At 58.0% G+C, this 22302-nt stretch carries 17 protein-coding genes; 10 read left to right on the top strand and 7 right to left on the bottom strand.

Features of this window, described 5'->3' with window-relative positions:
- Positions 1 to 6: 6 nt before the first annotated feature.
- From RRH01S_RS31270 to RRH01S_RS31235, 7 genes are all read right to left on the bottom strand, one after another.
- Entirely contained in the window at positions 7 to 936 is a 930-nt protein-coding gene (locus tag RRH01S_RS31270; RefSeq protein ID WP_042477204.1) for a TauD/TfdA dioxygenase family protein, read from the bottom strand.
- Positions 937 to 2159: 1223 nt separating this feature from the next.
- Positions 2160 to 3122: a PLP-dependent cysteine synthase family protein gene (locus tag RRH01S_RS31260; protein WP_042477201.1), complete on the bottom strand. Its 963-nt coding sequence runs from the start codon at positions 3120 to 3122 to the stop codon at positions 2160 to 2162.
- A 61-nt stretch (positions 3123 to 3183) separates the two neighbouring features.
- Positions 3184 to 4548, bottom strand: coding sequence for an LLM class flavin-dependent oxidoreductase (locus RRH01S_RS31255; RefSeq protein WP_042477199.1), 1365 nt, complete (start codon positions 4546 to 4548; stop codon positions 3184 to 3186).
- Between the two features lie 39 nt (positions 4549 to 4587).
- Positions 4588 to 6276, bottom strand: a complete 1689-nt coding sequence (locus tag RRH01S_RS31250) for a dipeptide ABC transporter ATP-binding protein (protein WP_042477196.1) — start codon at positions 6274 to 6276, stop codon at positions 4588 to 4590.
- The gene (locus RRH01S_RS31245; RefSeq protein WP_042477194.1) at positions 6273 to 7163 is read right to left on the bottom strand and encodes an ABC transporter permease; all 891 of its coding nucleotides are present in this window, start codon (positions 7161 to 7163) and stop codon (positions 6273 to 6275) included. The genes RRH01S_RS31250 and RRH01S_RS31245 overlap by 4 nt, the downstream gene beginning before the upstream one ends.
- Before the next feature lie 11 nt (positions 7164 to 7174).
- Positions 7175 to 8092 (bottom strand): ABC transporter permease, encoded by a 918-nt coding sequence (locus tag RRH01S_RS31240; RefSeq protein ID WP_042477192.1) that lies wholly within the window; start codon positions 8090 to 8092, stop codon positions 7175 to 7177.
- Positions 8089 to 9627: an ABC transporter substrate-binding protein gene (locus tag RRH01S_RS31235; protein WP_042477189.1), complete on the bottom strand. Its 1539-nt coding sequence runs from the start codon at positions 9625 to 9627 to the stop codon at positions 8089 to 8091. The genes RRH01S_RS31240 and RRH01S_RS31235 overlap by 4 nt, the downstream gene beginning before the upstream one ends.
- 389 nt (positions 9628 to 10016) lie before the next feature.
- On the opposite strand from RRH01S_RS31235, the gene RRH01S_RS31230 reads away from it, so the two are divergent.
- The 10 genes from RRH01S_RS31230 (at position 10017) to RRH01S_RS31185 (ending at position 22271) form a co-directional block, all read left to right on the top strand.
- Positions 10017 to 10562 carry a TetR/AcrR family transcriptional regulator gene (locus RRH01S_RS31230; RefSeq protein WP_042477186.1) on the top strand — a complete coding sequence of 182 codons (546 nt, stop codon included), beginning with the start codon at positions 10017 to 10019 and terminating at the stop codon, positions 10560 to 10562.
- A 336-nt stretch (positions 10563 to 10898) separates the two neighbouring features.
- Positions 10899 to 12314: an indoleacetamide hydrolase gene (gene iaaH, locus RRH01S_RS31225; protein ID WP_080705517.1), complete on the top strand. Its 1416-nt coding sequence runs from the start codon at positions 10899 to 10901 to the stop codon at positions 12312 to 12314.
- Positions 12315 to 12332: 18 nt separating this feature from the next.
- Positions 12333 to 13499: a substrate-binding domain-containing protein gene (locus RRH01S_RS31220; protein ID WP_052365401.1), complete on the top strand. Its 1167-nt coding sequence runs from the start codon at positions 12333 to 12335 to the stop codon at positions 13497 to 13499.
- A 16-nt stretch (positions 13500 to 13515) separates the two neighbouring features.
- Complete coding sequence (locus RRH01S_RS31215; RefSeq protein ID WP_042477181.1) at positions 13516 to 14358, top strand: branched-chain amino acid ABC transporter permease; 843 nt, start codon at positions 13516 to 13518, stop codon at positions 14356 to 14358.
- Between the two features lie 67 nt (positions 14359 to 14425).
- On the top strand, positions 14426 to 16060 hold the full coding sequence (locus RRH01S_RS31210; protein WP_234711800.1) for a branched-chain amino acid ABC transporter ATP-binding protein/permease: 1635 nt from the start codon (positions 14426 to 14428) through the stop codon (positions 16058 to 16060).
- A complete protein-coding gene (locus tag RRH01S_RS31205) occupies positions 16057 to 16755 on the top strand; it encodes an ATP-binding cassette domain-containing protein (protein ID WP_042477177.1) in 699 nt (232 codons plus the stop codon). The genes RRH01S_RS31210 and RRH01S_RS31205 overlap by 4 nt, the downstream gene beginning before the upstream one ends.
- A gap of 228 nt (positions 16756 to 16983) precedes the next feature.
- A complete protein-coding gene (locus tag RRH01S_RS31200; RefSeq protein ID WP_042477173.1) occupies positions 16984 to 17949 on the top strand; it encodes an ABC transporter permease in 966 nt (321 codons plus the stop codon).
- A 1-nt stretch (position 17950) separates the two neighbouring features.
- Positions 17951 to 18826 (top strand): ABC transporter permease, encoded by an 876-nt coding sequence (locus RRH01S_RS31195; RefSeq protein WP_052365400.1) that lies wholly within the window; start codon positions 17951 to 17953, stop codon positions 18824 to 18826.
- 2 nt (positions 18827 to 18828) lie between these two features.
- On the top strand, positions 18829 to 20586 hold the full coding sequence (locus RRH01S_RS31190; RefSeq protein WP_234711799.1) for a dipeptide ABC transporter ATP-binding protein: 1758 nt from the start codon (positions 18829 to 18831) through the stop codon (positions 20584 to 20586).
- A gap of 122 nt (positions 20587 to 20708) precedes the next feature.
- On the top strand, positions 20709 to 22271 hold the full coding sequence (locus RRH01S_RS31185) for an ABC transporter substrate-binding protein (protein ID WP_080705516.1): 1563 nt from the start codon (positions 20709 to 20711) through the stop codon (positions 22269 to 22271).
- Positions 22272 to 22302: the final 31 nt, after the last annotated feature.

The raw sequence follows: 22302 nt of genomic DNA, 5'->3' as shown, positions 1-22302 counted from the left end.
CCGCGCTTACGCGGCCTTGGCTTTCGGCTTGGCGGCCTTGACGTGGGTTATGCTGCGGCGGCCATCGACACCGACGGGAACGTCGCCATCAACAGTGGCGCGGCGCACGACCCTGTGCTGGTCGCCATAGTCGTTAACGGCATAGTGCTGCGTCGCGCGGTTGTCCCAGATCGCGACGTCACCAGCCTTCCAGCGCCAGCGCACGGTATTTTCCGGGGCGGTGACATAAGACTGGAATACCTCGTAGAGTTTTGCGGAGTCGCTCTTCGACAAGCCGACCAGGCGCTGGACGAAATTGCCGAGCAGCAGCGACCGTTCGCCGGTTTCGGGATGGACGCGCACGACCGGATGCTCGGTCTCGTAGATGGTCGAGGTGAAAACTTCCTCGAAATGCTTCTTTTCTTCAGCGGTGGCGCGAGGGCGCACAGCTGCGTAGTCATAGGCATTGCTGTGAATGGCCCACAGATTGTCCGCCAGAAGTTTCAGCGGCGCCGGCAGGCTTTCGTACGCAGCATGGGTGTTGGACCAGATCGTATCGCCTCCGGTTGCCGGAATGACGACACCGCGAAGGACCGAGAATTTAGGATAGGCATCCACGAAGGTGACATCGGTGTGCCACTGGTCCGCCCTGCCACCGCCGCGACTGGAATCGAGATTGAGGATAGAGGCAGTGCCGGTCACCGGGCCTTGGGTCGGATGCGGAACCAGGTCGCCCAGACGGCGTGCGAACAATTCCTGTTCCGAATCGTCGAGATGCTCCTGACCGCGGAAGAAGATCACCTTGTGTTTCAGGAGAAGTTGGTTGATGGCGGCTACCGTTGCGTCCGAAAGGTCTCCCCCAAGGCGGACGCCTTTGATTTTTGCTCCGACGCGGCCGGTTAGCGGCACGACATCGGATTCAGGAATGGTCTGATTGACGAGAACTGGATTGCTCATGGAAGTCTCCGGGTTGATCGTGGAAGAAGACAGCAAGTCATGTCCGCCCAACGAGGTATCCTCGCTGGGCGTTGAAAAGTCTCATCGCTAAAATCGACAGGCCTATGGAATAGAATAATCTATAAAATCCATAGACAAAATTTTCTAATTTTACCGACTTCCCTAAAACAGCCGCCTCGGATGCCTTCATCCCGCCGATGAATTCTCATTCGGGAATTTCAGTGATGCATCTTTCCCATCCTGCGAGCTTGCGGGCGGTAGTCCGCTCGTCATGTCATCGCGGTCGCTGTCGCCGGCAGCGTCGATCATGAGAATAGCGCGATGGGATGCTCTAAAGGCGGCCCTCATGGACTGCGCCATCGTCACCGAGACGCGTATGGTTGGCGTGCCGTCTACATCATCAGTGCTTTTGCCATCGCACTTGTTGCATTTCTCCTTGCCTGGAGACTTCCGCATTATCGAACCGCGGCTCAATCGACGTATTGGGCATTGATCGGATCGCTGTGGCAAATTCTAAGGCAGGAGCCGGTTTTACGCCGACGCGCTTTGACAGCAAGTTTGGTCGCAGCGTCGTTCAGTCTATTCTGGACGACGGTTGCTCTTCGATTGGCGATGGCGCCGTTCAATCTTGATCTGCGGGAATCGCCTTGTTCACACTTGCCGGGGCCGGCGGAGCCTTAGCGACCCCGCTAGCAGGTCGGATAGGAGATCGCGGGTGGACCCGCTCCGCGATGGTGGCCGCGCATATCTCAATTGTTGTTTCTGCGGCACTCGCCGCATGGGCAGGAACGAGTGATGCTGCCTCATGGAGTACTGCAATTCTGGTGCTGGGATTCAGTGCGATCTTGCTCGACATCGGTTTGACGTTCGATCACACACTGGGGCGTCGGGAGATAAATCTCATAAGGCCCGAGGCTAGAGGCCGATTGAACGGTTTGTTCGTAGGGCTGTTCTTCATTGGTGGGTCCACAGGAGCCGCAATCTCTGGCGTTACCTGGGCCCTCGGAGGCTGGACTTTGACCTGCGCCGCATGCGCTGCATTCGCCATTTTGTCGCTAGTTTCCGACTTCGTCAGTAAGTCCTCCGAACTGTCTTGAGGTGAAGGCAAGGGATTTTCGCTAGTGCCATGGCCCGCGGCGACCCACTGCAAGGCAAAAAGAGGGCGATCGGAAAGCCGAGCTGTGTTCGTGAAGTGTGTCGATGCCTGCATCGTGGAATGATGACTAGCTATCAGCTGCAACGGGAGAGGAAGAGAGGTATCTCTCTCCATTGTCGGGAATGATCACGACGATCGTCTTTCCGGCGTTCTCCGGCCGCGCCGCCAGAACCAATGCGGCAGAAACCGCAGCACCGGACGATGTTCCGACCAAAAGGCCTTCTTCCCTAGCGACCAAAAGCGCCGTTTCCCGCGCCTGGGCGGTTGTAATGGCAATCACTTCATCGACGACGGTGCTGTCGTAAGTCTCTGGCAGATGGGTCTCGTCAACTTCCGTAACCTTATGGACTCCCTCGATCGCTTCCGCATGAGGATTGTCTTTCGTCGGTACGGAATCCACTGTTGGTTCGCAGACGACTACTTGCAGTTGCTGTTTCCGCTCCTTGAGGAACCGGCCGGCGCCGCTTATCGTACCCCCCGTGCCAACCGTGCCGACCAATATGTCTACCGCACCGTCGCTATCCTGCCAGATCTCTGGACCGGTCGTCTCCGCGTGAATGAGCGGATTGGCCGGATTTGTGCGTTGATCTGTAAAGAACGCTTTGGGATTCTCTCTTTTTATTCGCTCCAGCACGGCAAGAATTCCGTCTGGAGCCAGAAATTCATTGTTGTCGACAAGCACGACCTCCGCGCCAAGCTGGTGCAGGATGTTGATCTTGTCTCGACTGATGATATCCCGAAGGTAGAACTTCGTTCGATACCCCCGAGAGGCCGCCACCGCAGCAAGGCCGATCCCAGTATTGCCGCTCGTGATATCAACCAGCAAATCGCCCGGCTTCAATCTGCCGCTCTTCTCCGCTTCCTTGATAATTGACCAAGCGGTGCGGTCCTTGATGCTGCCGGCGGGGTTAAGATATTCGATTTTGGCAAGGATACGGGATTGAATGTCTCTGCTTTTTCTAATCCTCTGCAGATCGATAAGCGGGGTGTTCCCTATAAGTTCTGATAGCTCACTGTATATTCTTGCCACTGGGCGATCTCCTGCGACTTGGATTTTGAGTAACGGGTTCTCCCCCCCGTTTGGCAGTCCATCAAGCTGTGGTGGCGCCAGCGGCCTGCCGCCCCGATTGATCCTCACGTGGCTGCCGCGGGGACGGGAGGCCAAGCAGCCCCCGTAAGGTTTTTGCCTCGTAGGCAGTGCGGTAGAGCCCACGGCGCTGCAATTCGGGGATCACGAGATCGACGAAATCGTCCACGCCGTCAGGCATGGATGCGGGAATGATGTTGAACCCGTCGGCGGCGCCACTCTTGAACCAGTGCTCCAGATCGTCGGCTACTTCCTCGACCGAGCCGACGATGATGCGATGCCCGTGCGAGGCGATTGCCAACGCCGCGAGGTCACGCAGCCTGTAGCCTTCGGCATGGGCTTTTTTCAGCAAAAGCTTTACACGGCTTTGGCCGTGAACGTTGGTGCTGGGTTCTGGCACCGGTCCGTCAAGATCGTATCCCGAAAGGTCATATCCCCAGCGGCCGGACAGCTGGCGGATACCTGCCGCAATATCCGTACTCTCCTGAAGAGCCGCGAATTTCTCGGCGGCTTCGCTGTGGGTCCGTCCCACCACGGGCATGACGCCGGGAAAGACCAGAGGTCCTTGTGAGCCGGGTATGGCCGCGGCGGCAGCCGTGCGCAGGGCTTCTCGATACGACAAGGCATCCTCGATCGTATCCTGCGCGGTGAAGGCTATATCGGCCCTTGTCGCGGCGAGCGCGATGCCATCGTTGGAGGAGCCGGCCTGGAAGATGACGGGATGACCTTGAGGTGGGCGTGAAACATTGAGCGGCCCGCGAACCGAGAAAAAGCGCCCCTTATGACGGACCTCGCGAACGCGCGCCGGCTCGATGAAATCACCGCGCCCCTTATCCAGCACCAGCGCACCATCATCCCAACTGTCCCACAGCTTCTTTACGACATCCACAAATTCGGCCGACCGCGCATAGCGTTCGGCGTGATCGAGAAGTCGCTCTTGCCCAAAATTCTGGGCCGCACGATCCGATTGCGAGGTCACCACGTTCCAGCCACTTCGCCCACCGCTGATGTGATCGAGCGAAGCGAGCATTCGGGCCACATTGAACGGCTCTGAGAACGTGGTGGAGATGGTCCCCACCAGGCCGATATTGGTGGTGGATGCGGCAAGCGCGCCAAGCAGAGTCAGCGGTTCCAGCCCGCCGGCCTTGCCCTGCTCATGCGGATTTGGGCCGACGAGGCCATCAGCCAGGAAGAACATATCGAAAAGCCCGGCTTCAACCTTTCTCGCGACACGGATCGCCCAGGCGGCATCTTCCGGATGCCCCTCTGCCTCCGAGCGACGCCATGCGGAGGGATGCCGTCCGACCGGCTGGTGAAAATATCCGAAACGGATTTTCCGGGATGGCTTGTTTTGGGAGCCGGAAGACATGGGAACGATCCTTATGGCCGGGAGTCTTGAAACATGCGCTCAAACCGCCCGCCGGTGCGGGCGAAAACGCCTGGATTGCGGATCGGAATCCAGCATCGCCGCCAGCAACGAGCGCGTATAGGGATGCTGCGGATTGCCGAAAACCTCGTCGCGCAAGCCTTGCTCGACGATCTGGCCCGCCTGCATGACCGCGACGTGGTGGCTGACGGAATAGATGCTGTCGAGACCGTGGGCGATGAACAGATAGGTCAGCCCAAATAGGGGTTGCAGTGCCTTGAACAGGGCGAGAATTTCCGCCTGAACGGACACGTCGAGTGCGGAAACCGGCTCGTCGCAGACGAGCAGCTTTGGCCGCACGCTGAGCGCGCGCGCGATGCCCACGCGCTGCCGCTGGCCGCCCGATAGTTCATGCGGGTAGCGGCGCGCGAAATCTGCGGGCAAACCGACCGTCTCCAGCAGCTCGACAGCCGCATCCTCAATGCTTTTCCCCGCCAGCAACCCGTGGGCGTCCATCGGCTCGGTTACGATGCCGGCGATCTTCATGCGCGGGTTGAGCGAGGAGAACGGATCCTGGAATATCATCTGGATGTCTCGTCCGCGCTTGGTCGCCTCCTTTCCGGCTTTTGAAAATATGTCGGCGCCCTCAAACAGCACGCTGCCCGAATCCGGAGCGGTCAGACCGGTTATGACGCGGGCGAGCGAGGATTTGCCGCTGCCGGATTGCCCTACCAGCCCCAGCGTCTTGCCCGGCCAGATACTGGCGGAAACACGATCGAGCGCAAGCGGGCCGCTGGAGCGGGCGAACGCACCGCCCTGTATCGGGTAGCGTTTGACCACATCGCGAACCTCAAGCAACGGCACCTTCGGTTTCTCGTCCTGGGCGACCGGTTTCGGATAGGCGCGCGACCCGTCCATGACGACGGCGGGAATGCGCGGCGCCAGAGAAACGAGGCGACGTGTATAGGCGTGTTCCGGCCCGGCGAAGACGGCGCTCACGGGCGCACTTTCCACCAGCGAACCATCCTTCATGACCGCGACCCGGTCGGCGATCTGCGCGACGACGGAAAGATCGTGGGTAATGAACAACAGACCAACATGCGCGCGCGCCGCGGTTTCTACCAGCAGTTCCAGTACCTGGTTCTGGATGGCGTTATCCAGCGCGGTGGTCGGCTCGTCGGCAATCAGCAGGCGCGGCTCGCCGGCCATGGCGATGGCCAGCATTACCCGCTGGCGCATTCCGCCGGAAAGCTGGTGCGGATAGTCGCCGAGGACCCTGCGGGGAGCGGAAATTCCCATCAGATCAAGCAATTCCGCCGCGCGGTCTTCTCGTGCCTTTCGGGCAAGGCCTTTCTTGTAGAGAAGAACTTCGCCGATCTGATCACCGACGGTCAGAACGGGGTTGAGAGAGGAAAGCGGCTCCTGAAAGACGATGCCTACTTCCGAGCCGCGCAGATCCTGCCAACCGCGATTGCTCAGCCGTGTTATGTCCCTACCGTTTACCGTGGCGATGTCGGCGTGGAAGAATGCCCCTTTGGGCAGAAGGCCGAGCACGCTAAGAGCCGTCAGGGTCTTGCCGCTGCCGGATTCACCGACCAGAGCGACGATCTCGTTTGGAAACACATCGAGGTCGACGCCGCGAACGAGGCTTTGCTCACCTTCTCGTTTCGCAAGGCTTATCCCGGCATTGCGATAACGCAGGATGGGAACGGGGAAAACAGGTCCGGTCATGGCATCCTCGGGTCAAGATAGTCGCGCAGCCAGTCGCCGATCAGGATGATACTGAACACCGTCAAGGTCAGCGCCACGCCAGGGAACGTTGCGACCCACCAGCTTGTCGCCAGCCCCTGCCGCCCGTCGCTCAGCATCTGTCCCCAGGAGACCTCTGGCGGCTGGATGCCGAAACCAAGGAAGCTGAGGGAGGATTCGGCAAGGATGACCGAACCGATATTAAGCGTGGCAACCACCACGAAGGCGGAGATCGTGTTAGGAAGAATATGCCGCAGAATGATCCGCGCCTGACTGACCCCGCCGATGCGGGCGGCGCTGACGAATTCCATTTCCTTGATATGCAGCACTTCCGCTCGCACGAGCCGCGCATAAACCACCCAATTGGTGACGGCAATGACGCTGACGAGCGGTAACATGCCGCTCCCGGCCACCAGCGCCACCACCAGCATGAACAGCATGGTGGGTATCGCTAGCATAGCGTCGATCACTCGCATCAGCGTGGCGTCGAGCAGCCCGCCGCGATAGCCGGCAACAAGCCCCAGCACCAGGCCGATGACGCCGGAAAGCGCCACCGCTGCAAGACCGACGATGAGCGACGTTCTCGCACCGTAGATGACGCGTGCGAGAACGTCCCGCCCCTGACCGTCCGTGCCGAGCCAATGACCGGACAATCCCCCTTCCGCCCAGATCGGCGGCACGAATTTCAAGTTGAGATTGCGCTGGCGCGGGCTGGGTAGCGGCAGATAATTGGCAAAAAGGGCCGCAAGGACTATCATCCCGAGAATTAGGACACCGACAGAGCCGTTACGGCTGGTCAGGAGCGAGCGCAATGCGGCGGCGGTCCTCCCTCGGGGCGTCTCGAAGCCGGCGGTGTTTTGAAAGGCCATCGGTCGGCACCCTACAGCTTGATACGCGGGTCGATCGCTCGGTAGAGCAGATCGGTTGCGAAGTTGATGAGAAGCGTCATCAGCGTGATGACGAAGACCGCGATCTGGATGACCGCCATGTCTTTGGTATAGATTGCGTTGACCACGAGCAGGCCGAGCCCGGGCCAGGCGAACACCGTTTCGGTGACGAGCGCCCCGCCCAGAAGAGCGATCACATGCAGCGAGGTCATGGTCAGCGCTGGAATGAGGGCGTTGCGTAGGACGTGCTTGAACACGATCACTCGTTCGGGAATGCCTTTGGCCCGCGCCGTGCGGACGTAGTCGCGGTCAAGCACCTCCAGCATGCTGGCGCGTATGAGCTTGGTGAGATCCGCCGCAAATCCGGTTCCAAGTGTTACCGCGGGCAAGATGAGGTGCGCAAAGCTGCCGCCGCCTGATACAGGAAGAACGCGCAGCCAGACACCGAAGACCAACACCAGCATGATGCCGACCCAGAACGTCGGCATCGATTTTCCAAGAACCGAAATGCCGGAGACGATGACGTCTGAAGCGGTATCGTGCTTCAGCGCCGCGATGATGCCGCTCGGCACGGCAATGGCGATGGCCACAACCAGTGCGCCGGCGGTCAGCAGCAGTGTCGCGGGAATGCGCTCCAATACGATGGGCAGCGCCTCTGTCCCATAGCGGTAGGAGACGCCGAAATCGCCGCTCAATATGTTATGCATGTAGACTAGGTATTGCACGTACCATGGTTGATCGAGGCCCCACGCTGCCACCAGTGCCAGCCGGTCCGTTTCGGTCGCATCCTCTGGCACCAGCAGCGCTGAAGGATCTCCCGTCAGATAGACGAGGATGAAGACGATCAGCGAGACGATGTAGAGGACCGGAACGATCTGAAACAGCGAACGCAGCAGATAACGCAGGCTCATGCCGGAACCACATCCTCGGCGAAGATCATCTCGTCGAAGCGGCCGTCGAATTTCACGCGGTCGTTCACGCCGTAGATCGACTGCGGATAGATCAGGCCGATGCGGACGCGCTGGTCGGCAACGATTTCCTGCGCTCGGCGCAGGATCGCAAGCCGCTCGTCCTCGCTGCCCGCATTGCGGACTTTTTCCCGCAGACTATTGAATTCGGGATCGGCCCATTCGTAGTGACGCTTGAAGTCGTCCTGGAACAGCGAGGAGCCGTCGGTGTAGGATCCCATCCCCCAAAGATAGAGCTCGCCAAAACTGTCTGCGGTCAGGCGGCTGTTATAAATGGTCCAGTCGAGAACTTCGAGCTGCGGGCTGAAACCGACATCTTCCAAATAGCCGACAACGGCCTCGGAAATTTCCCGATCCTTGACATAGCGGCCGCTCGGCGTGCTGAGCTTGATTGTCGCTCCCTCCTTACCCGCCTCACGCAGCAGCGCGCGTGCCTTGTCCGGATCGTAGGGCAGGTTGACGCTCAGTTGCGGATTCGAACCCGGAATTTTCTTCGGGAAGAAACCGCGCGTTGGCGAGCCGTAACCGTTGACCACTTGCCGGGCGATCGTTTTGCGGTCAATGGCAAGGTCGATCGCCTCGCGCACACGCGGATCGTGGGTAACCCATTTCTCTCCAGTGCGAACATGCAGGGCGAGGTTGCGTGCAATGTCGAAGGAAATAATTCTTGTACCCTTGTTCGCCTTGATGCGTTCTATGTCCTCCGGCGGGATGTTCACAGCGATGTCGACGCCGCCGGTGATGAATTCGGACACGCGTGTCGCCGTTTCCGGAATGGCGCGGATGACCACCGAATCCCATTTCGCTTCGCCGCCCCACCAGTCGGTATTCTTCTCCAGAACCAACCGGTCAGCCTTGCGCCATTCCTTGAACCTGTAAGGACCGGTGCCGACCGGATTGCGGAAAAACGCTTCCTTATCGCCTGCCGCCTCAAAAGCTTGCTTCGACAGAATGCCGGCGCCATTGCCGACAAAAGCGTGGAGCAGCAGCGGGTTCGGATAGTTCGTCTCGATTTCCAGCGTATGGTTGTCGATGACCTTTACGCCTTTGACGGAAGAGAACTTGCTCGTGCTTTTTAGCTTCGGGTCGCCTTGGGTCCGCTCGACGGTGAACTTAACGTCGTTGGCGGTGAAATTGCGTCCGTCGTGCCAGCGAACGTCTTCACGCAGCTTGAACACCCAGCGCACCTGGTTGTTGGTCGACCACGACTTCGCAAGGTTTGGGGTGAATACCAGCGTTTCGCCGGAAAAATCCTTCGTCACCAAATAATCGTAAATATTGACGAGCGCCGATTCCGTGCTGTTGTTGCCATGATCGGCCGGATCAAGCGACAGAATGTCGTTACCCTGAGCTATTGAGAGTACCTTTTGATCGGCCGCAACCGCGTTCGGTGCGCGCGAAAGGTCGACGGCGGTGGCAACTGGCAGAAAGACCCCGCTTGACAACAGCTTGACGAAAGTACGACGCGTTGACTTCATTACAAATCCTTCTCGCTCAAGTTTCCCGATACCGCGAACACCATGCGGCACCGCCGGTGCCTTCAAATCCGGATGGCTTGCAATCGTTCAAACCATGGTCAAAAAATAAGATTTCGCGTAGCTACGAAACGCTATATCGTACAGAATTGTCTGTTTTTAGACGTGCAAGCGGCAGGATTCGAGAAATAATCTACTAACTCTATAGGTGAAGTAGAATTAATGAACTATCGTCCAGCCATTGCCAGAAGTGCGGTCAGTTGTGCAGCAGGGAAAAATTGTAAATATCCAGGGCGACTTTCCGTACTGTTGAAGGGCACATGCGCGGGTAGTAGGAAACTGAAGCGGACCGGCCAGTCTTAGAAGCGGCCATAAAACATTCAGGAATCGATATGGAAAAGAGCCTGCGGGAAACAATCATCGAGACAGCTGACCGACTATTTTACCAACACGGCATACACGCGGTCGGCATCAATCGTCTGATTGAGGAAAGCGGCGTATCAAAGGACAGCTTTTACAGAAACTTCCGCTCGAAGGAGAGCCTGATCGAAGCCTATGTCAGAGCACGGCACGAAGCAGCGATGCAAAACTTCTTCAAGGTTGTCGCCCTTCATAATACCCCCCGCGACCAAATCTCGGCCATATTCAGCGATCTGGCGGATCGAGTACAGCGTCATGGCTTTCGCGGTTGCGCCTTCATCATGATGCTGGCGGAGTACAGCGACGTTCCGAGTCTTGCGACGCTGGCACGGGAGCACAAGGAAAAGCTGAGAACGGAAATCGAAGCGATCTGTTCGCGCTTCTCGGACCGATCGGCCCACACAGCGCGAATCTTGTGCGTTCTCTACGAAGGTTTCCTTTCTCGCTCGACGGTCACCCGGACGCCGGATGACCGGAAGGCGTTACTCGAAACAGTCGAGAGCATTATTCGTAATTGATCGAATAGCGATTTGTGCGCGAGTCTGGGGCCGCTACCCTTTGCCGAGTCTTCGCTTCCCCGCTGGGACTCCTTATCGATGATTGAATAGCTCCTAGATTTACAGACGCCTTTTTCCCTAAAACAAGGGCAAGGAGGCTTGCACAGTCATATCCAGTCGCGGCGAACAATTATGATCCATCGGCGTGAATCGGCATCGAGCGCTGACCTTATTTCAAAGTAATTTTGAAAATTGATGGCCGCTCGATCGGCACCAATTCCCACACCATGAGATCGACAGAAATGTCGATGCTTCACGAGCCTCGCATCTGCTTTGCTGAAAAAGACTTAGCTGGAGATGCAGAAAATGGTGCTTTGGAAGCTCACCCTAACCGAGGCAAACGCATTGCTCGAAAAGGGTAACATCACATCGGTGGAGCTTGTTTCCTCCCTTCTCGACCGCGCAGATGCGCTCGGGGAACTCAACGCATTCGCCCATCTCGATCATGAAGAAATATTGTCGGCTGCGCGAGACTGTGATGTTCGGCGCAAAGACGCGGATGGTCCTCTGCCGATCCTTCATGGGTTGCCGATTTCTCTCAAGGACAACATTGCTTGCGTCGGCATGCCGATGAGGGCGAACACGCCAGCATTGCAGAATTTCGAGCCCACGCAAGATGCTACGGTCGCGGCAAAGCTTAAGGCGGCCGGTGCCATTCTTTTTGGCAAGAATACCATGCATGAACTGGCTTTCGGTGGAACCTCGAACAATACATTTGGGGGGCCGGTTCGTAATCCTTTCGACACGACACGTGTGCCTGCCGGCTCGTCCGGCGGAACAGGCGCGGCAGTGGGTGGTCGCCTGGTGCCGGCGGGTATCGGCAGCGACACAGGTGGTTCCGTTCGGGTTCCGGCTTCCTTCAACGGGGTCTTCGGATATCGCCCCACCACGGGCCGATGGCCAGGACATGGGGTCCTTCCCTTGTCGCACACCCGGGATACGCTGGGACCACTCGCCCGCTCTGTTTCTGATCTGGATCTCATCGACCGCGCCCTGTCTGAAAGGGCCCCGGCCGTTATGGCGGAAATCCGGACCCTTCGTCTGGGCAAGCCATCCGGCTTTTACTGGGACAACCTGGCCGAGGACGTCCGCACGGTTTGCGAGCGCACGCTCTCTCGGCTCGCGGGTGCGGGCGCGACGATTGTGGAAATCGATCTCGTCCCTCTCACCAATCTCGTCAGGGAAATCGCATTCCCAATCGTATTCTATGAGGCCGTGCCGGAACTGACTGGGTTTCTGGAAAAATGGAAGACGGAGTTGACGGTTGAAACGCTTCTTTCTAGCGTCGCATCGCCGGATGTCGCTGCAGTCGCAAAGATTCTGATGGACCCGGCTCAGGCCGTTCCTTCGTCTGCTTACAATCGCGCTATCGAAGAGATGATACCTGAGATTGCCGCAGGTCACGCAAAGATCCTCGCAGAGCATCAGCTAGACGGCATCGTGTATCCGACATCGCCGATCACCGCCCCGAAAATCGGGGATGACGAAACAACCGACCTCAACGGCGAGCAAGTGCCGACCTTTCTGACCGTCATCCGGAACATGGATATTGGGAGCCTGATCGCCTTGCCAACCATTTCCTTGCCCGTTGGCGTCGACCGTAACGGCCTGCCGATCGGCCTCGCACTCGAGGGCGCTCACGCCGGAGACGAAAAGCTCTTCGCGGTCGCGCTTTCGCTCGAAGCGAGCCTGCCTGCCATTCCACAACCATAATAGGCCCTGAGGAAGAACATGACACAGACAATCTCTCGTCGCCAGATATTGAAGTTCTCCGCCGCTATCGCAACATCGGCAGCAGCCGGGCGGGTTGCCTTTGCCGCCGACCCTATCCGGATCGCGGTCTTCATCACTCTGTCCGGTGGCGCATCCCTGTTCGGCGCCTCCAGTAGGGCAGCTGCAGACTATGCCGCGGCGCAGATCAATGCGTCAGGCGGCATCATGGGACGCCCGCTCGAATTGACCATTGCCGATGGTGGAGCAGCACCCGCCGAGGTCGCCAAGACAGCAACGCGCATGGTGATCGGGAAGTCGGTCGATATCATCGTAGGCTCGCACGATAGCGCGGTCCGACAGGCAATCGAAGCCGCGATCAGAGGCAAGGTTCCCTACATCTACACGCCGGTTTTCGAAGGTGGCGATTGCGCACCCTTCACTTATTTCCTCGGAGAAACCCCCGAACAACAGGTCGGTGCGTCGATCGAGTCACTCGTCAAGCGAGCTGACGGCAAGTCGTTCTATCTCATCGGCAACGACTACGTATGGCCGCGTGCGACGAATGACGCGGTAAAGGCTGCGGTCAAACGTCTCGGCGGCACCATCGTTGGCGAGGAGTATTATCCGGTCGGCGCTGCAAACAAATTCGAGAGCTCCATCGAGAAAATCCGTGCTGCATCACCCGCTATCGTTCTCCAGACCCTGGTCGGCGGTGACAATGTGAACTTCAACCGGACCTTTGCCAACTTTGGTCTGTCGACCAACATTCTGCGCATGTCCTGCCTGCTTGAGGAAAACACTCTACTTGGTATCGGCAAGGAAGCATCCGACAACCTCTATTCATGCATGGGCTACTTCGCCAAGCTCGATTTGCCCGAAAACAAGGCATTCATCGCCGGTATCGCCAAGGCCTCCAGCGGTGCGCCAGCGATCCAAAACACGATAGCAAAGTCGGTCTATGACGGGCTCGCAATGGCCAAGGCCGTCGTCGAAAAGGCGAAATCGGTATCCGCCAAGGACTTCGACGCTGCGGCAGAGGGTACAAGCTTCAATACGCCATCCGGCGTGATGACGGTGAAGAACCGTCACACGGCGAAAATCATGTACCTCGCGAAATGCAGCGGAACGGATTTTGAAGTCGTAGAGACCTTCAAGGATATCCAGACCGAGCAGAGCTGCAACTAACGGCGGGCGACCTCAAATGATGACGCTCTCTCTCAACCTGGGATATGACGTACTGGTCTTGGCGATCCTGACGCTGGGACTGGCAGTCTCCATGGGATTGCTCGGAGTTCTCAATATCGCTCACGGTGAAATGGTTATGGTCGGCGCATATTGCGGGCTGAGTGTCCAACATCTGGAGCTTTCCTATTTCTTGGCCGTTCCGCTCGCTTTCGTCGTGTGTGGTGCCTTGGGGTTCTTGGCAGAGCGACTGATCATTCGGCCGCTCAAATACGATGGTTTTGCCACCCTTCTTGGGACATGGGGCCTCGGCATGGCGATTCGAGAAATCGTAAAGCTACTGTGGGGTAACGGCTATCAGAGTGTCGATCTCCCCATCGCGGGCACTGTGAACCTGTTCGGCTCCACTTTCCCTGGCTGGCGTCTCTTCGTGATGTCCTGTGCACTTCTGGTGCTGGTTTTCGTTGCTATCTGGTATCTGCGCACCTCGACGGCGCTCCGTATCAGGGCAATGGTATCCAATCCCGTTCTCGCGCAAGCCGTCGGCATCAACTCCAGCCGGCTATCCACTCAGACCTTCGTCTTCAGTTCAGCTGCCGCTGGGATCGCGGGAGTTCTCATCGCACCAACCGTCCCGGTCGAGCCCTCGATGGGAATTCTGCTGGTCGTGAATTCGTTCTTTTCACTCGTTGTTGGCGGTTATGGCACCATCGCAGGGCTGTTGAGTGGGGCAGTCGCAATCGGCGGCTCGCAGAGCATCCTCGCCACGCAGCTCAGCCCATCCATGGCCTATCTGGTCGTCCTTGCAATCGCTATTATCTTCCTATGGAGACGTCCTCGTGGTCTCTTCAGCCGTGCGTAATCTCGCCGTCCTCGCGGCGGCAATGATCCTCTTGCCGCTCCTGGCTGGCGACCTATGGGCCTATGAGGTGTCGCTCTATCTGACATACGGTATCGTGGCTACCGGACTGGGGCTCGCCTGGGGTCTGAGCGGAACCCTGTCGCTTGGCCACGGTCTCTATATGGCGATATCTGCCTATCTCGCGGCGAACCTCTTCATCGTACTCGATGGTTCGGGCCTTGCATGGCCCGCAGCGTTTCTATGCGCCCTGGTTCCCATGGTGATCGCCTTCATAATTGCCTTTGGTGTTTTCAGAGGCCAGACGGACAACGCGACATCCTTCTCGATGGTAACGCTCGCGCTGGCTCTTGCCGGAGGGCAGATCGCTATAGGCTGGTCGAGTGTAACCGGAGGCTTCAATGGTCTCCTCGGCGTGCCTCCCTTGCCCGGGATCTCCGGAATTATAGAGCAATATGCTCTCGTCGGAGCCGCAACCCTTGTCGTATGCGCGGGTTACGTATGGCTGATATCTGCACCTCTCGGAACCGTCTGGAAGGCGGTAGCTGCGGACGAGCGCCGCATGCAGTTCCTGGGATTTGACACGGCCCTGCTCAAAGCCCTTGCATTCGCGGTCTCAGGTTTCTGCGCTGGTCTGGGTGGTGTCATCTATGCGCAGCAGCAGGGCATCGTCACACCGGACCTGACCGGTTTCGCATTTTGCGGCAGCCTTCTTGTCTACGTTGCCATTGGAGGGCGCATGTCCGTCTTCGGGCCGCTTATCGGTGCACTTGTGGTCGGACTGCTTAGCTCGGAATTGCGAGACAGGGTGGACTCGTGGGAGCTTGTTCTGGCGCTGGTCTTCATCGTTGTCGTTTTGCGGTTTCCGAAAGGATTGGCCGGAATCATCCCGACAAGCGCGGCGGTTACGAACTTGCCCATGTCTGTCGAAGCCCCTCGTTTGAAAGGCGAAAGGTCGGCTCTGTCATGTCAACTGCAAGGTGTTTCGGTCAAAATGGGATCGGTGCAGATCCTGAACGGCCTGAACTTCTTCGCAGAGCAAGGCAAGACGACGTGCATCATCGGCCCGAATGGCGCCGGGAAGTCGTCATCCTTCAATGCTCTGACCGGTCTTCTCCCGCTTTCGGGCGGCGCACTTTCCCTTGATGGCAAACCGATACGCAAGGCGACACCCGCGGCTCTTACACTCGCGGGCGTGTCAAGAAAATTCCAGGCTCCCACGGTATTTCCAGCGCTAACCATCCGCGAGAACCTGTCACTCGGTCTTTGGAGCAAACGCGCTTCCACTGTCGACCTGTTGAACCGCAGGCTTTGGCAGTGGAACAGCCCCTTGCTTGCCGAGTTGAAACGCCGCTTCGAGTTCCTCGCAGAGGACGCGAAGTTGGCCTCTGACCTTTCGCATGGTCAGCGCCAGATCCTTGAGTTGTCGATGGTCCTTTTGACAGAGCCTCGGCTGCTGCTGTTGGACGAGCCCTGCGCTGGGCTATCTCAGGACGAGACGTTCGCCGTCATTGACCTTGCCAAATGGATCAGAGCGAAGACGGGCATGACGATCGTTGTCGTCGAGCATGACATGGCTCTGGTCGAGGCGTTGGCCGATACGGTCAACGTCTTTCACCAGGGGCGCTTTCTGGCCAAAGGCACGATCGAAGAGGTCCGGGCCAATGATGACGTGCGTAACGTTTATGTAGGAGGTCAGCGATGAGCTGTCTGGAGATTTTGACGGTCAACAAACTCTCCGGTGGTTATGGCTCTGGGATCGTCCTGCGTGACTTCTCGGCTGGTTTCCGGGCAGGAGAAGTGCATTGCGTTGTCGGTCGCAATGGGGTCGGAAAGTCCACGCTTCTGAAGCTGCTGGCTGGAGCGATCAGACCCGCATCCGGCGAGATCGTTTTCCAAGGCAGGGACTTTTATTCGATTTCCATGTCCGAGCGTGTCAAGATGGGACTGTCTTATGCGCCTCAAGATAAGGTCGTGTTCGATGAACTGACGGTCGCGGAAAACCTCACCCTGATGCGCGACAGTCGGAGCTTGAAGCACTTCGAGCTTTATCTGGAGACATTTCCACGGCTGAAAGAGCGGCTGTCACAGAAGGCCGGCACGCTTTCCGGTGGTGAGAAGAAGCTGCTTTCTCTATCGCGTACACTCGCCGAGGAGCGGGCTCTTGTCCTGCTGGATGAACCTACTGAAGGGGTTCAATATGAGAATGTGGTCCGCATCGCTCAGCTAATCAATACTAGAAAGGCGGCGGGTGCAGCAGTCGTGCTTGTGGAGCAGAGCCTCGGTTTGGTCGAAAGCATCGGAGACCAGATTTCGGTGCTTGATCATGGCGAGGCGGTTCTCCAGCAGAGCGTGGGCAAGGTGACGCGAGCCGAAATACAAGGCTGGCTGACCATCTGACGTCTGTGCCAATTGCAGCGATCAGCGCAGGGAATACATCGATCCGATGCGGTCTTCACAAGCGGGCCGACCGTTCCGGTCGTGGTGAGTTTTCAGCTCAATCTTCAACTTTAGCGGCGTGATCCATCCTATCACCTGGATCACACCACATCGTTATTTATGTCGATGGCGATAGCCGGTGACTGCCGTAGGCTGTGATGGGTGAAAATATCTGGGAGAGCAATTTTAATGAGCATTGCTTCAAAGCAGGCGGGGCTGATCTGTCGACGGATTGGCTTGAGCCTCATCACGCTCGTCTTGGTATCCATTCTGATCTTCATGGCGACGCAGGGGTTGCCCGGCGATGTTGCCAGAACGATCCTCGGTAAGGATGCAGGTGCCGAACAGGTAGAGGCTTTGCGCGTCCAGCTCGGGCTCAATCTTCCCCCTGCTGAGCAATATCTCCACTGGGTGGCGTCACTTCTGCATGGGGATCTCGGGGTTTCCGCTGCGTCGAATCGCGCTGTCGCAGACCTTGTCGGGCCGCGCGTTGCGAACTCGTTTGTCCTCGTCGTGATGTCCATGGCACTGACGTTGCCATTCTCCGTTCTGCTAGGGGTCGTCACGGCAAACCGCAAAGACACATGGTTCGACCGCGCAGCAATGGCGGCGTCGCTTGGCGTGAACGCGCTTCCAGAATTCGTGCTCGGACTGCTGCTGGTCGTGGTCTTTAGCACCAACATCTTTCATATCGTGCCGGCGGTCTCGCTTTTGTCGCCGACCAAGCCGTTCTACGACCAGCTTGGCGCATATGTGCTGCCGGTCACGACGCTCTTCCTGCTGCAGACGACATATCTATACCGTCTCGTTCGCGGGGCCATGATTGATGTTCTCGCCTCGGATTACGTCCAGTTCGCCCGGCTCAAGGGAATATCTTCGAACAGAATTCTTTTCCGCCACGCGTTGCCGAACGCGGCAGTCCCGGCAATCCAGGCAGCGGCGAACGTCTTTGCCTTGTCTGTCGGCGGTATTGTCGTTGTGGAATATGTCTTCGGCTATCCCGGCATGGGCACGGCACTGACCGACGCAGTAGGAAACCGTGATATTCCGGTCGTGCAGTTCATCGTTTTGGTCATCGCATCCACTTTTCTTCTTTCGAACATGATCGCGGACCTTGCGGCTGCGCTCCTCACTCCACCCAGCCGAGGTGCCTGAAATGAGCAAGGAAGTCACCATGGACGACGTCGAAGCAAAGCCTCGCAGGATCGCGGTGCAAAGAGTTTTCCGTTCGGCAAGAACAAGCGTCGGTCTCGGGCTGATGATCCTTGTCGCCGCGGTTGCGGTCTTCGGCCCATTCTTCGCACCATATGGGGCAACCGAACTGGTCGGAGTGCCCTTCGACGTGCCTCAGTACGGCTCACCGCTCGGCATGGATTTTCTCGGACGCGATGTCTATTCCCGCTTCCTCAATGGCGGTTTCAGCCTCGTATGGATGTCACTCAGTGCAAGTGCACTGGGTCTCGTTCTGGGAGCTCTGATCGGGCTGTCTTGCGCCTTTTACAAGGGTTGGACGGATATGCTTCTGATGCGCCTCGTGGATGTTAAGCTGGCCTTCCCGAGCGTAATTTTTGTTCTGCTTATCGTGACCGTCGTGGGTCCAGGCAAGGCCCTGCTTGTGATCTTGGTCGGCATTTCACAGGCTCCGAGCGTCTCACGCGTTATCAGGGGGGCGGCCCTCTCGGTCGTGAATCTCGAATACGTCCAATACTGTCGGGCTATTGGCTTGTCCGGACCACGGATAATCGCCACGCAGATCTTGCCGAATGTCACGACACCACTTCTCGTCGAGGCAGGCTTGCGCCTGATGTGGTCCATCTCGCTCCTCGCCGGCCTGAGTTTCCTCGGCTACGGCATTCAGCCTCCTGCGGCGGATTGGGGCGTCATGATCAACGAAAACCGCAATGCGCTCTCCATTCAACCCTGGGCAGTTATCGCTCCAATCGCCGCCATTGCTGTCTTCACGATCGGCGGAAATATCTTCGCCGAAGCTGTGCTTCGTTCTCTCGGCCGAACCGATAGTGGGAAGGACTGACCGTGATCAGAATTCGAAACCTGAGGGTTGATGCAACTGCAACCGGTCTTCCGATCGTCAAGGATGTGAACTTCGAGATTGCTCCCGGCGAAGTGTTGGGCCTCGTCGGAGAATCCGGCTCAGGCAAGACGACCATCTCGCTTTCCCTGCTCGGCTTTTCCAAGCCCGGGACCGCCATTCAGACTGAAAGTCGAATATTCGTCGATGGCACCGACCTGATGACCATGTCGCCTCGCGCCAGGAATGAGGCTCGTGGAAAGCTCATAACCTATGTACCGCAGGATCCATCGGCATCTTTGAACCCAGCGATGAAAATAGGCGAGCAGCTTGTCGAGGGACTGGTGCGAGGCCGGGACGCGCTGTCTCCGCATGACGCGAAGGCGAGAGTGGCCGAGCTTATGTCCGAAGTCGGTCTGGCCGCGACACCTGAATTCCTCAGCAGATATCCTGCTCAGCTATCGGGCGGTCAGTTGCAGCGCGTCGCGATTGCAATGGCGGTCGCACCGCGTCCGCGTCTGGTCATCATGGATGAACCCACGACAGGCTTGGACGTATCGACGCAGGCGGATGTGCTGATCATGATGACGCGGCTTTGCCAAGCCTATGGTATCGCGACCCTTTACGTCTCCCATGACCTGGCCGTCGTCGCACATATTGCCGACAAGGTGATGGTTCTTTACGCCGGGCGCATCGTTGAGGCGGGAAGCAAGGACGATGTGTTTGCCAGACCCGCGCACCCATACACGCGAGCGCTTCTCGACGCCGTGCCCTCGACGCGGGAGGCCCGCAGGCTCAGGGCAATCGATGGAAAAGCGCCCCCGCTTCGCGATCGGGAGCACGGCTGTGTCTTTCGCGCCCGCTGTCCTCACGCGACCGCTGTCTGCGCTGTCGCGCCGCCGCTTTCGACCAAGTCGGCTGCGAACCATGAGGTTGCATGCCATTGGGCGGACGAGATCGATGGCCAGGCCAAGACCGCTCCCCTTTTCGTGGTGAGCAGAATACTCGAAAATGACAAGGTGCTCGAAGTCCTCTCGCTTTCGGCGCGCTACGGTGACCGGACTGTGCTACGGGACGTTTCGATGACGCTTTCCCGGGGTGAGTGTCTTGCGGTCGTCGGTGAATCCGGCAGTGGCAAGACGACGTTTTCGCGGTGCATGATCGGGTTGCATAGCGACTGGAAGGGTGAGATCGTTCTTGAGGGACGAAGGCTTTCCCAGTCAGCGGCGCGTCGTTCTCCCGATGATCGGCGCAAGCTTCAGTACGTTTTTCAGAACCCCTATGGCTCGTTGAATCCTAGGAAGACAATCGGCGGAAACCTAGCAGTCCCTATCGGCCACTTCCAAACCTCGGATGACCAAAATCGCGACCGCCAGATCAAAGCAGCGCTGGAACGGGTGGAACTGAGATCCGCCTATATAGATAGGTTCCCGAACGAACTGTCGGGAGGCGAGAAGCAACGTGTCGCGATTGCGCGGGCGCTGCTTGCCTCTCCCGACGTCATGATCTGCGACGAGATTACCTCGGCTTTGGACGTCTCCGTACAGGCTGCGATCGTTGAACTCCTTCGATCTCTTATGTCCGATGGACTGAGCCTGGTGTTCGTTACGCATAATCTTGGGGTGGTGCGAAGCCTGGCGGATAGCGTGGCGGTGCTCGACAAGGGTGAGATTGTCGAAATCGGCTCAAGCGAGAGCGTATTGAACCGCCCCTCGGCTGCGTACACCAAGAGCCTTTTGGCCAATACGCTCGAACTCGCCTGAAAGAGTCGCAAGCTGCGCTCTCAAAAGGAGGTCGTCATTAGTGTCGATACCGCGGAGTGCAGCGCCCGTTAATCAAGACATCGCGCATTTCGAATTCTCGGGGAGCGCCAGAAAGGTCTCACATGTCAAACGACACGAAGTTTACCAGCATGCTATCAGTCTCCCGGCGACAGCTCCTACGGACTTCTGTCGCGATTGGGGCAGCCGGCGTTCTCGCATCATCGTTGATCTCAACGGTAGCCATGGCGCAGAGCGAGGCGCGCAAGACGGGCGGAATTATGCGCGTCGCCGTACCGGGAGGAAGTGCCGATTCACTTGATCCGCATCGAACACAGGGCCAGATTTCGGACATCGTACGCTTCTGCAATCTGTTTGACGGGCTTTGCGAATTCAAGCCGGACGCCAGTGTTGGCTTCGTCCTGGCGGAGTCCTTTACTCCAAACGGTGATGCGACCGAGTGGACGCTTAACCTTCGCTCTGGCGTCAAGACCCATGCTGGAAAGGACTTTACAGCCGACGACGTCATCTATTCGGTAAAGCGGATCCTTGATAAGGAGCATCCGTCCAAAGGAGCCGCCCTGATCAACTTTATAGACCCGACAAAGGTCGAAAAGGTCGATGACCTCACGGTGAGGTTTATGCTCGCGGCTCCGAATGGATTGTTCTCCGAAGTGTGGGCGAACCGCTATCTGAAGATGGTACCCCGCGATTTCGACCCGGCGGCGCCCGTAGGAACCGGCCCGTTCAAGTATGTCTCGTTTACCCCGGGTCAAGAATCCGTATTCGATCGCTTCGACGGATATTTCCGCGAGCGGGCATGGGTCGATCAGCTCGTCATCTCCGTAATCAACGACAATACCGCAGCGATCAATGCGCTACGCGGCGGTCAAGTCGAGATCACATATACAATGCCCTTCGCCCAGGCGCGGGTCATTTCAGCCGATCCGAGCTTGAAGCTCCTGAACAATCCGTCGGCGATGTCGATTCCGATCTATATGCGCACCGACATCGCGCCTTTCGATGATCCGAAGGTCCGCATGGCGATGAAACTGATCGCCAACCGAGAGCAGATGGTAAAAATTGCACTCGCCGGCTATGGCGCGATCGGCAACGATATGGCTGGTCGGACGATCGCGCCATGTGGCGAGTCCACGCTCCCGCAACGCAAGCAGGATATCGCCAAGGCAAAGGAGCTGCTCAAGGAGGCTGGAAAGTCGGACCTGACGATTGAAATGGTGACCGTCAACGGAACCGCCGGAATGATCGAGTGCGCGCAGGTCTTTGCGGAACAAGCAAAGGCGGCAGGCGTCACGATCAACGTGAAGGTCGTGGAAGTTGGAGCCTATCTCGCGAAATACGGCCAGTGGTCCTTCGGTGTCGACTTCCTGTCGGACACATATCTCGCGGTCGCAACGCGCAGTCTGCTTCCGACTGGCACGTTCAACACTTCGCACTGGAATGATGCCGAGTTCATCGACCTGCACAAGCAGGCCATGGCGACCGCCGACATCACGAAGCGCTGTGATATCATCGCAAAGATGCGGCAGATCGAGTATGAGCGCGGAGGAAACATCGTGTGGGGTTTTGCCAACACCTTGAACGGCTACCGTGCGAATGTGAAGGGCCTCGTGCCCTACACGGTAGACTCGGCATTGTACAGCCTGCGTACCGTCTGGTTCGCGTGAAAGCGAATGGGAGGGGATGTCCCCTCCCATT

Source organism: Rhizobium rhizogenes NBRC 13257 (genome assembly GCF_000696095.1).
In the GTDB taxonomy this organism is placed as follows: Bacteria; Pseudomonadota; Alphaproteobacteria; order Rhizobiales; family Rhizobiaceae; genus Rhizobium; species Rhizobium rhizogenes.
The sequence above is the reverse complement of the archived record's forward strand: the minus strand, read 5'-3'. Positions and strand labels throughout refer to the sequence as shown.

Coding starts and splice junctions, on each gene's coding strand:
- RRH01S_RS31270 (WP_042477204.1), bottom strand. CDS start 936: ATGAGCAATCCAGTTCTCGTCAATCAGACCATTCCTGAATCCGATGTC.
- RRH01S_RS31255 (WP_042477199.1), bottom strand. CDS start 4,548: ATGTCTTCCGGCTCCCAAAACAAGCCATCCCGGAAAATCCGTTTCGGA.
- RRH01S_RS31250 (WP_042477196.1), bottom strand. CDS start 6,276: ATGACCGGACCTGTTTTCCCCGTTCCCATCCTGCGTTATCGCAATGCC.
- RRH01S_RS31245 (WP_042477194.1), bottom strand. CDS start 7,163: ATGGCCTTTCAAAACACCGCCGGCTTCGAGACGCCCCGAGGGAGGACC.
- RRH01S_RS31240 (WP_042477192.1), bottom strand. CDS start 8,092: ATGAGCCTGCGTTATCTGCTGCGTTCGCTGTTTCAGATCGTTCCGGTC.
- RRH01S_RS31235 (WP_042477189.1), bottom strand. CDS start 9,627: ATGAAGTCAACGCGTCGTACTTTCGTCAAGCTGTTGTCAAGCGGGGTC.
- RRH01S_RS31230 (WP_042477186.1), top strand. CDS start 10,017: ATGGAAAAGAGCCTGCGGGAAACAATCATCGAGACAGCTGACCGACTA.
- iaaH (WP_080705517.1), top strand. CDS start 10,899: ATGCAGAAAATGGTGCTTTGGAAGCTCACCCTAACCGAGGCAAACGCA.
- RRH01S_RS31220 (WP_052365401.1), top strand. CDS start 12,333: ATGACACAGACAATCTCTCGTCGCCAGATATTGAAGTTCTCCGCCGCT.
- RRH01S_RS31215 (WP_042477181.1), top strand. CDS start 13,516: ATGATGACGCTCTCTCTCAACCTGGGATATGACGTACTGGTCTTGGCG.
- RRH01S_RS31205 (WP_042477177.1), top strand. CDS start 16,057: ATGAGCTGTCTGGAGATTTTGACGGTCAACAAACTCTCCGGTGGTTAT.
- RRH01S_RS31200 (WP_042477173.1), top strand. CDS start 16,984: ATGAGCATTGCTTCAAAGCAGGCGGGGCTGATCTGTCGACGGATTGGC.
- RRH01S_RS31195 (WP_052365400.1), top strand. CDS start 17,951: ATGAGCAAGGAAGTCACCATGGACGACGTCGAAGCAAAGCCTCGCAGG.
- RRH01S_RS31185 (WP_080705516.1), top strand. CDS start 20,709: ATGTCAAACGACACGAAGTTTACCAGCATGCTATCAGTCTCCCGGCGA.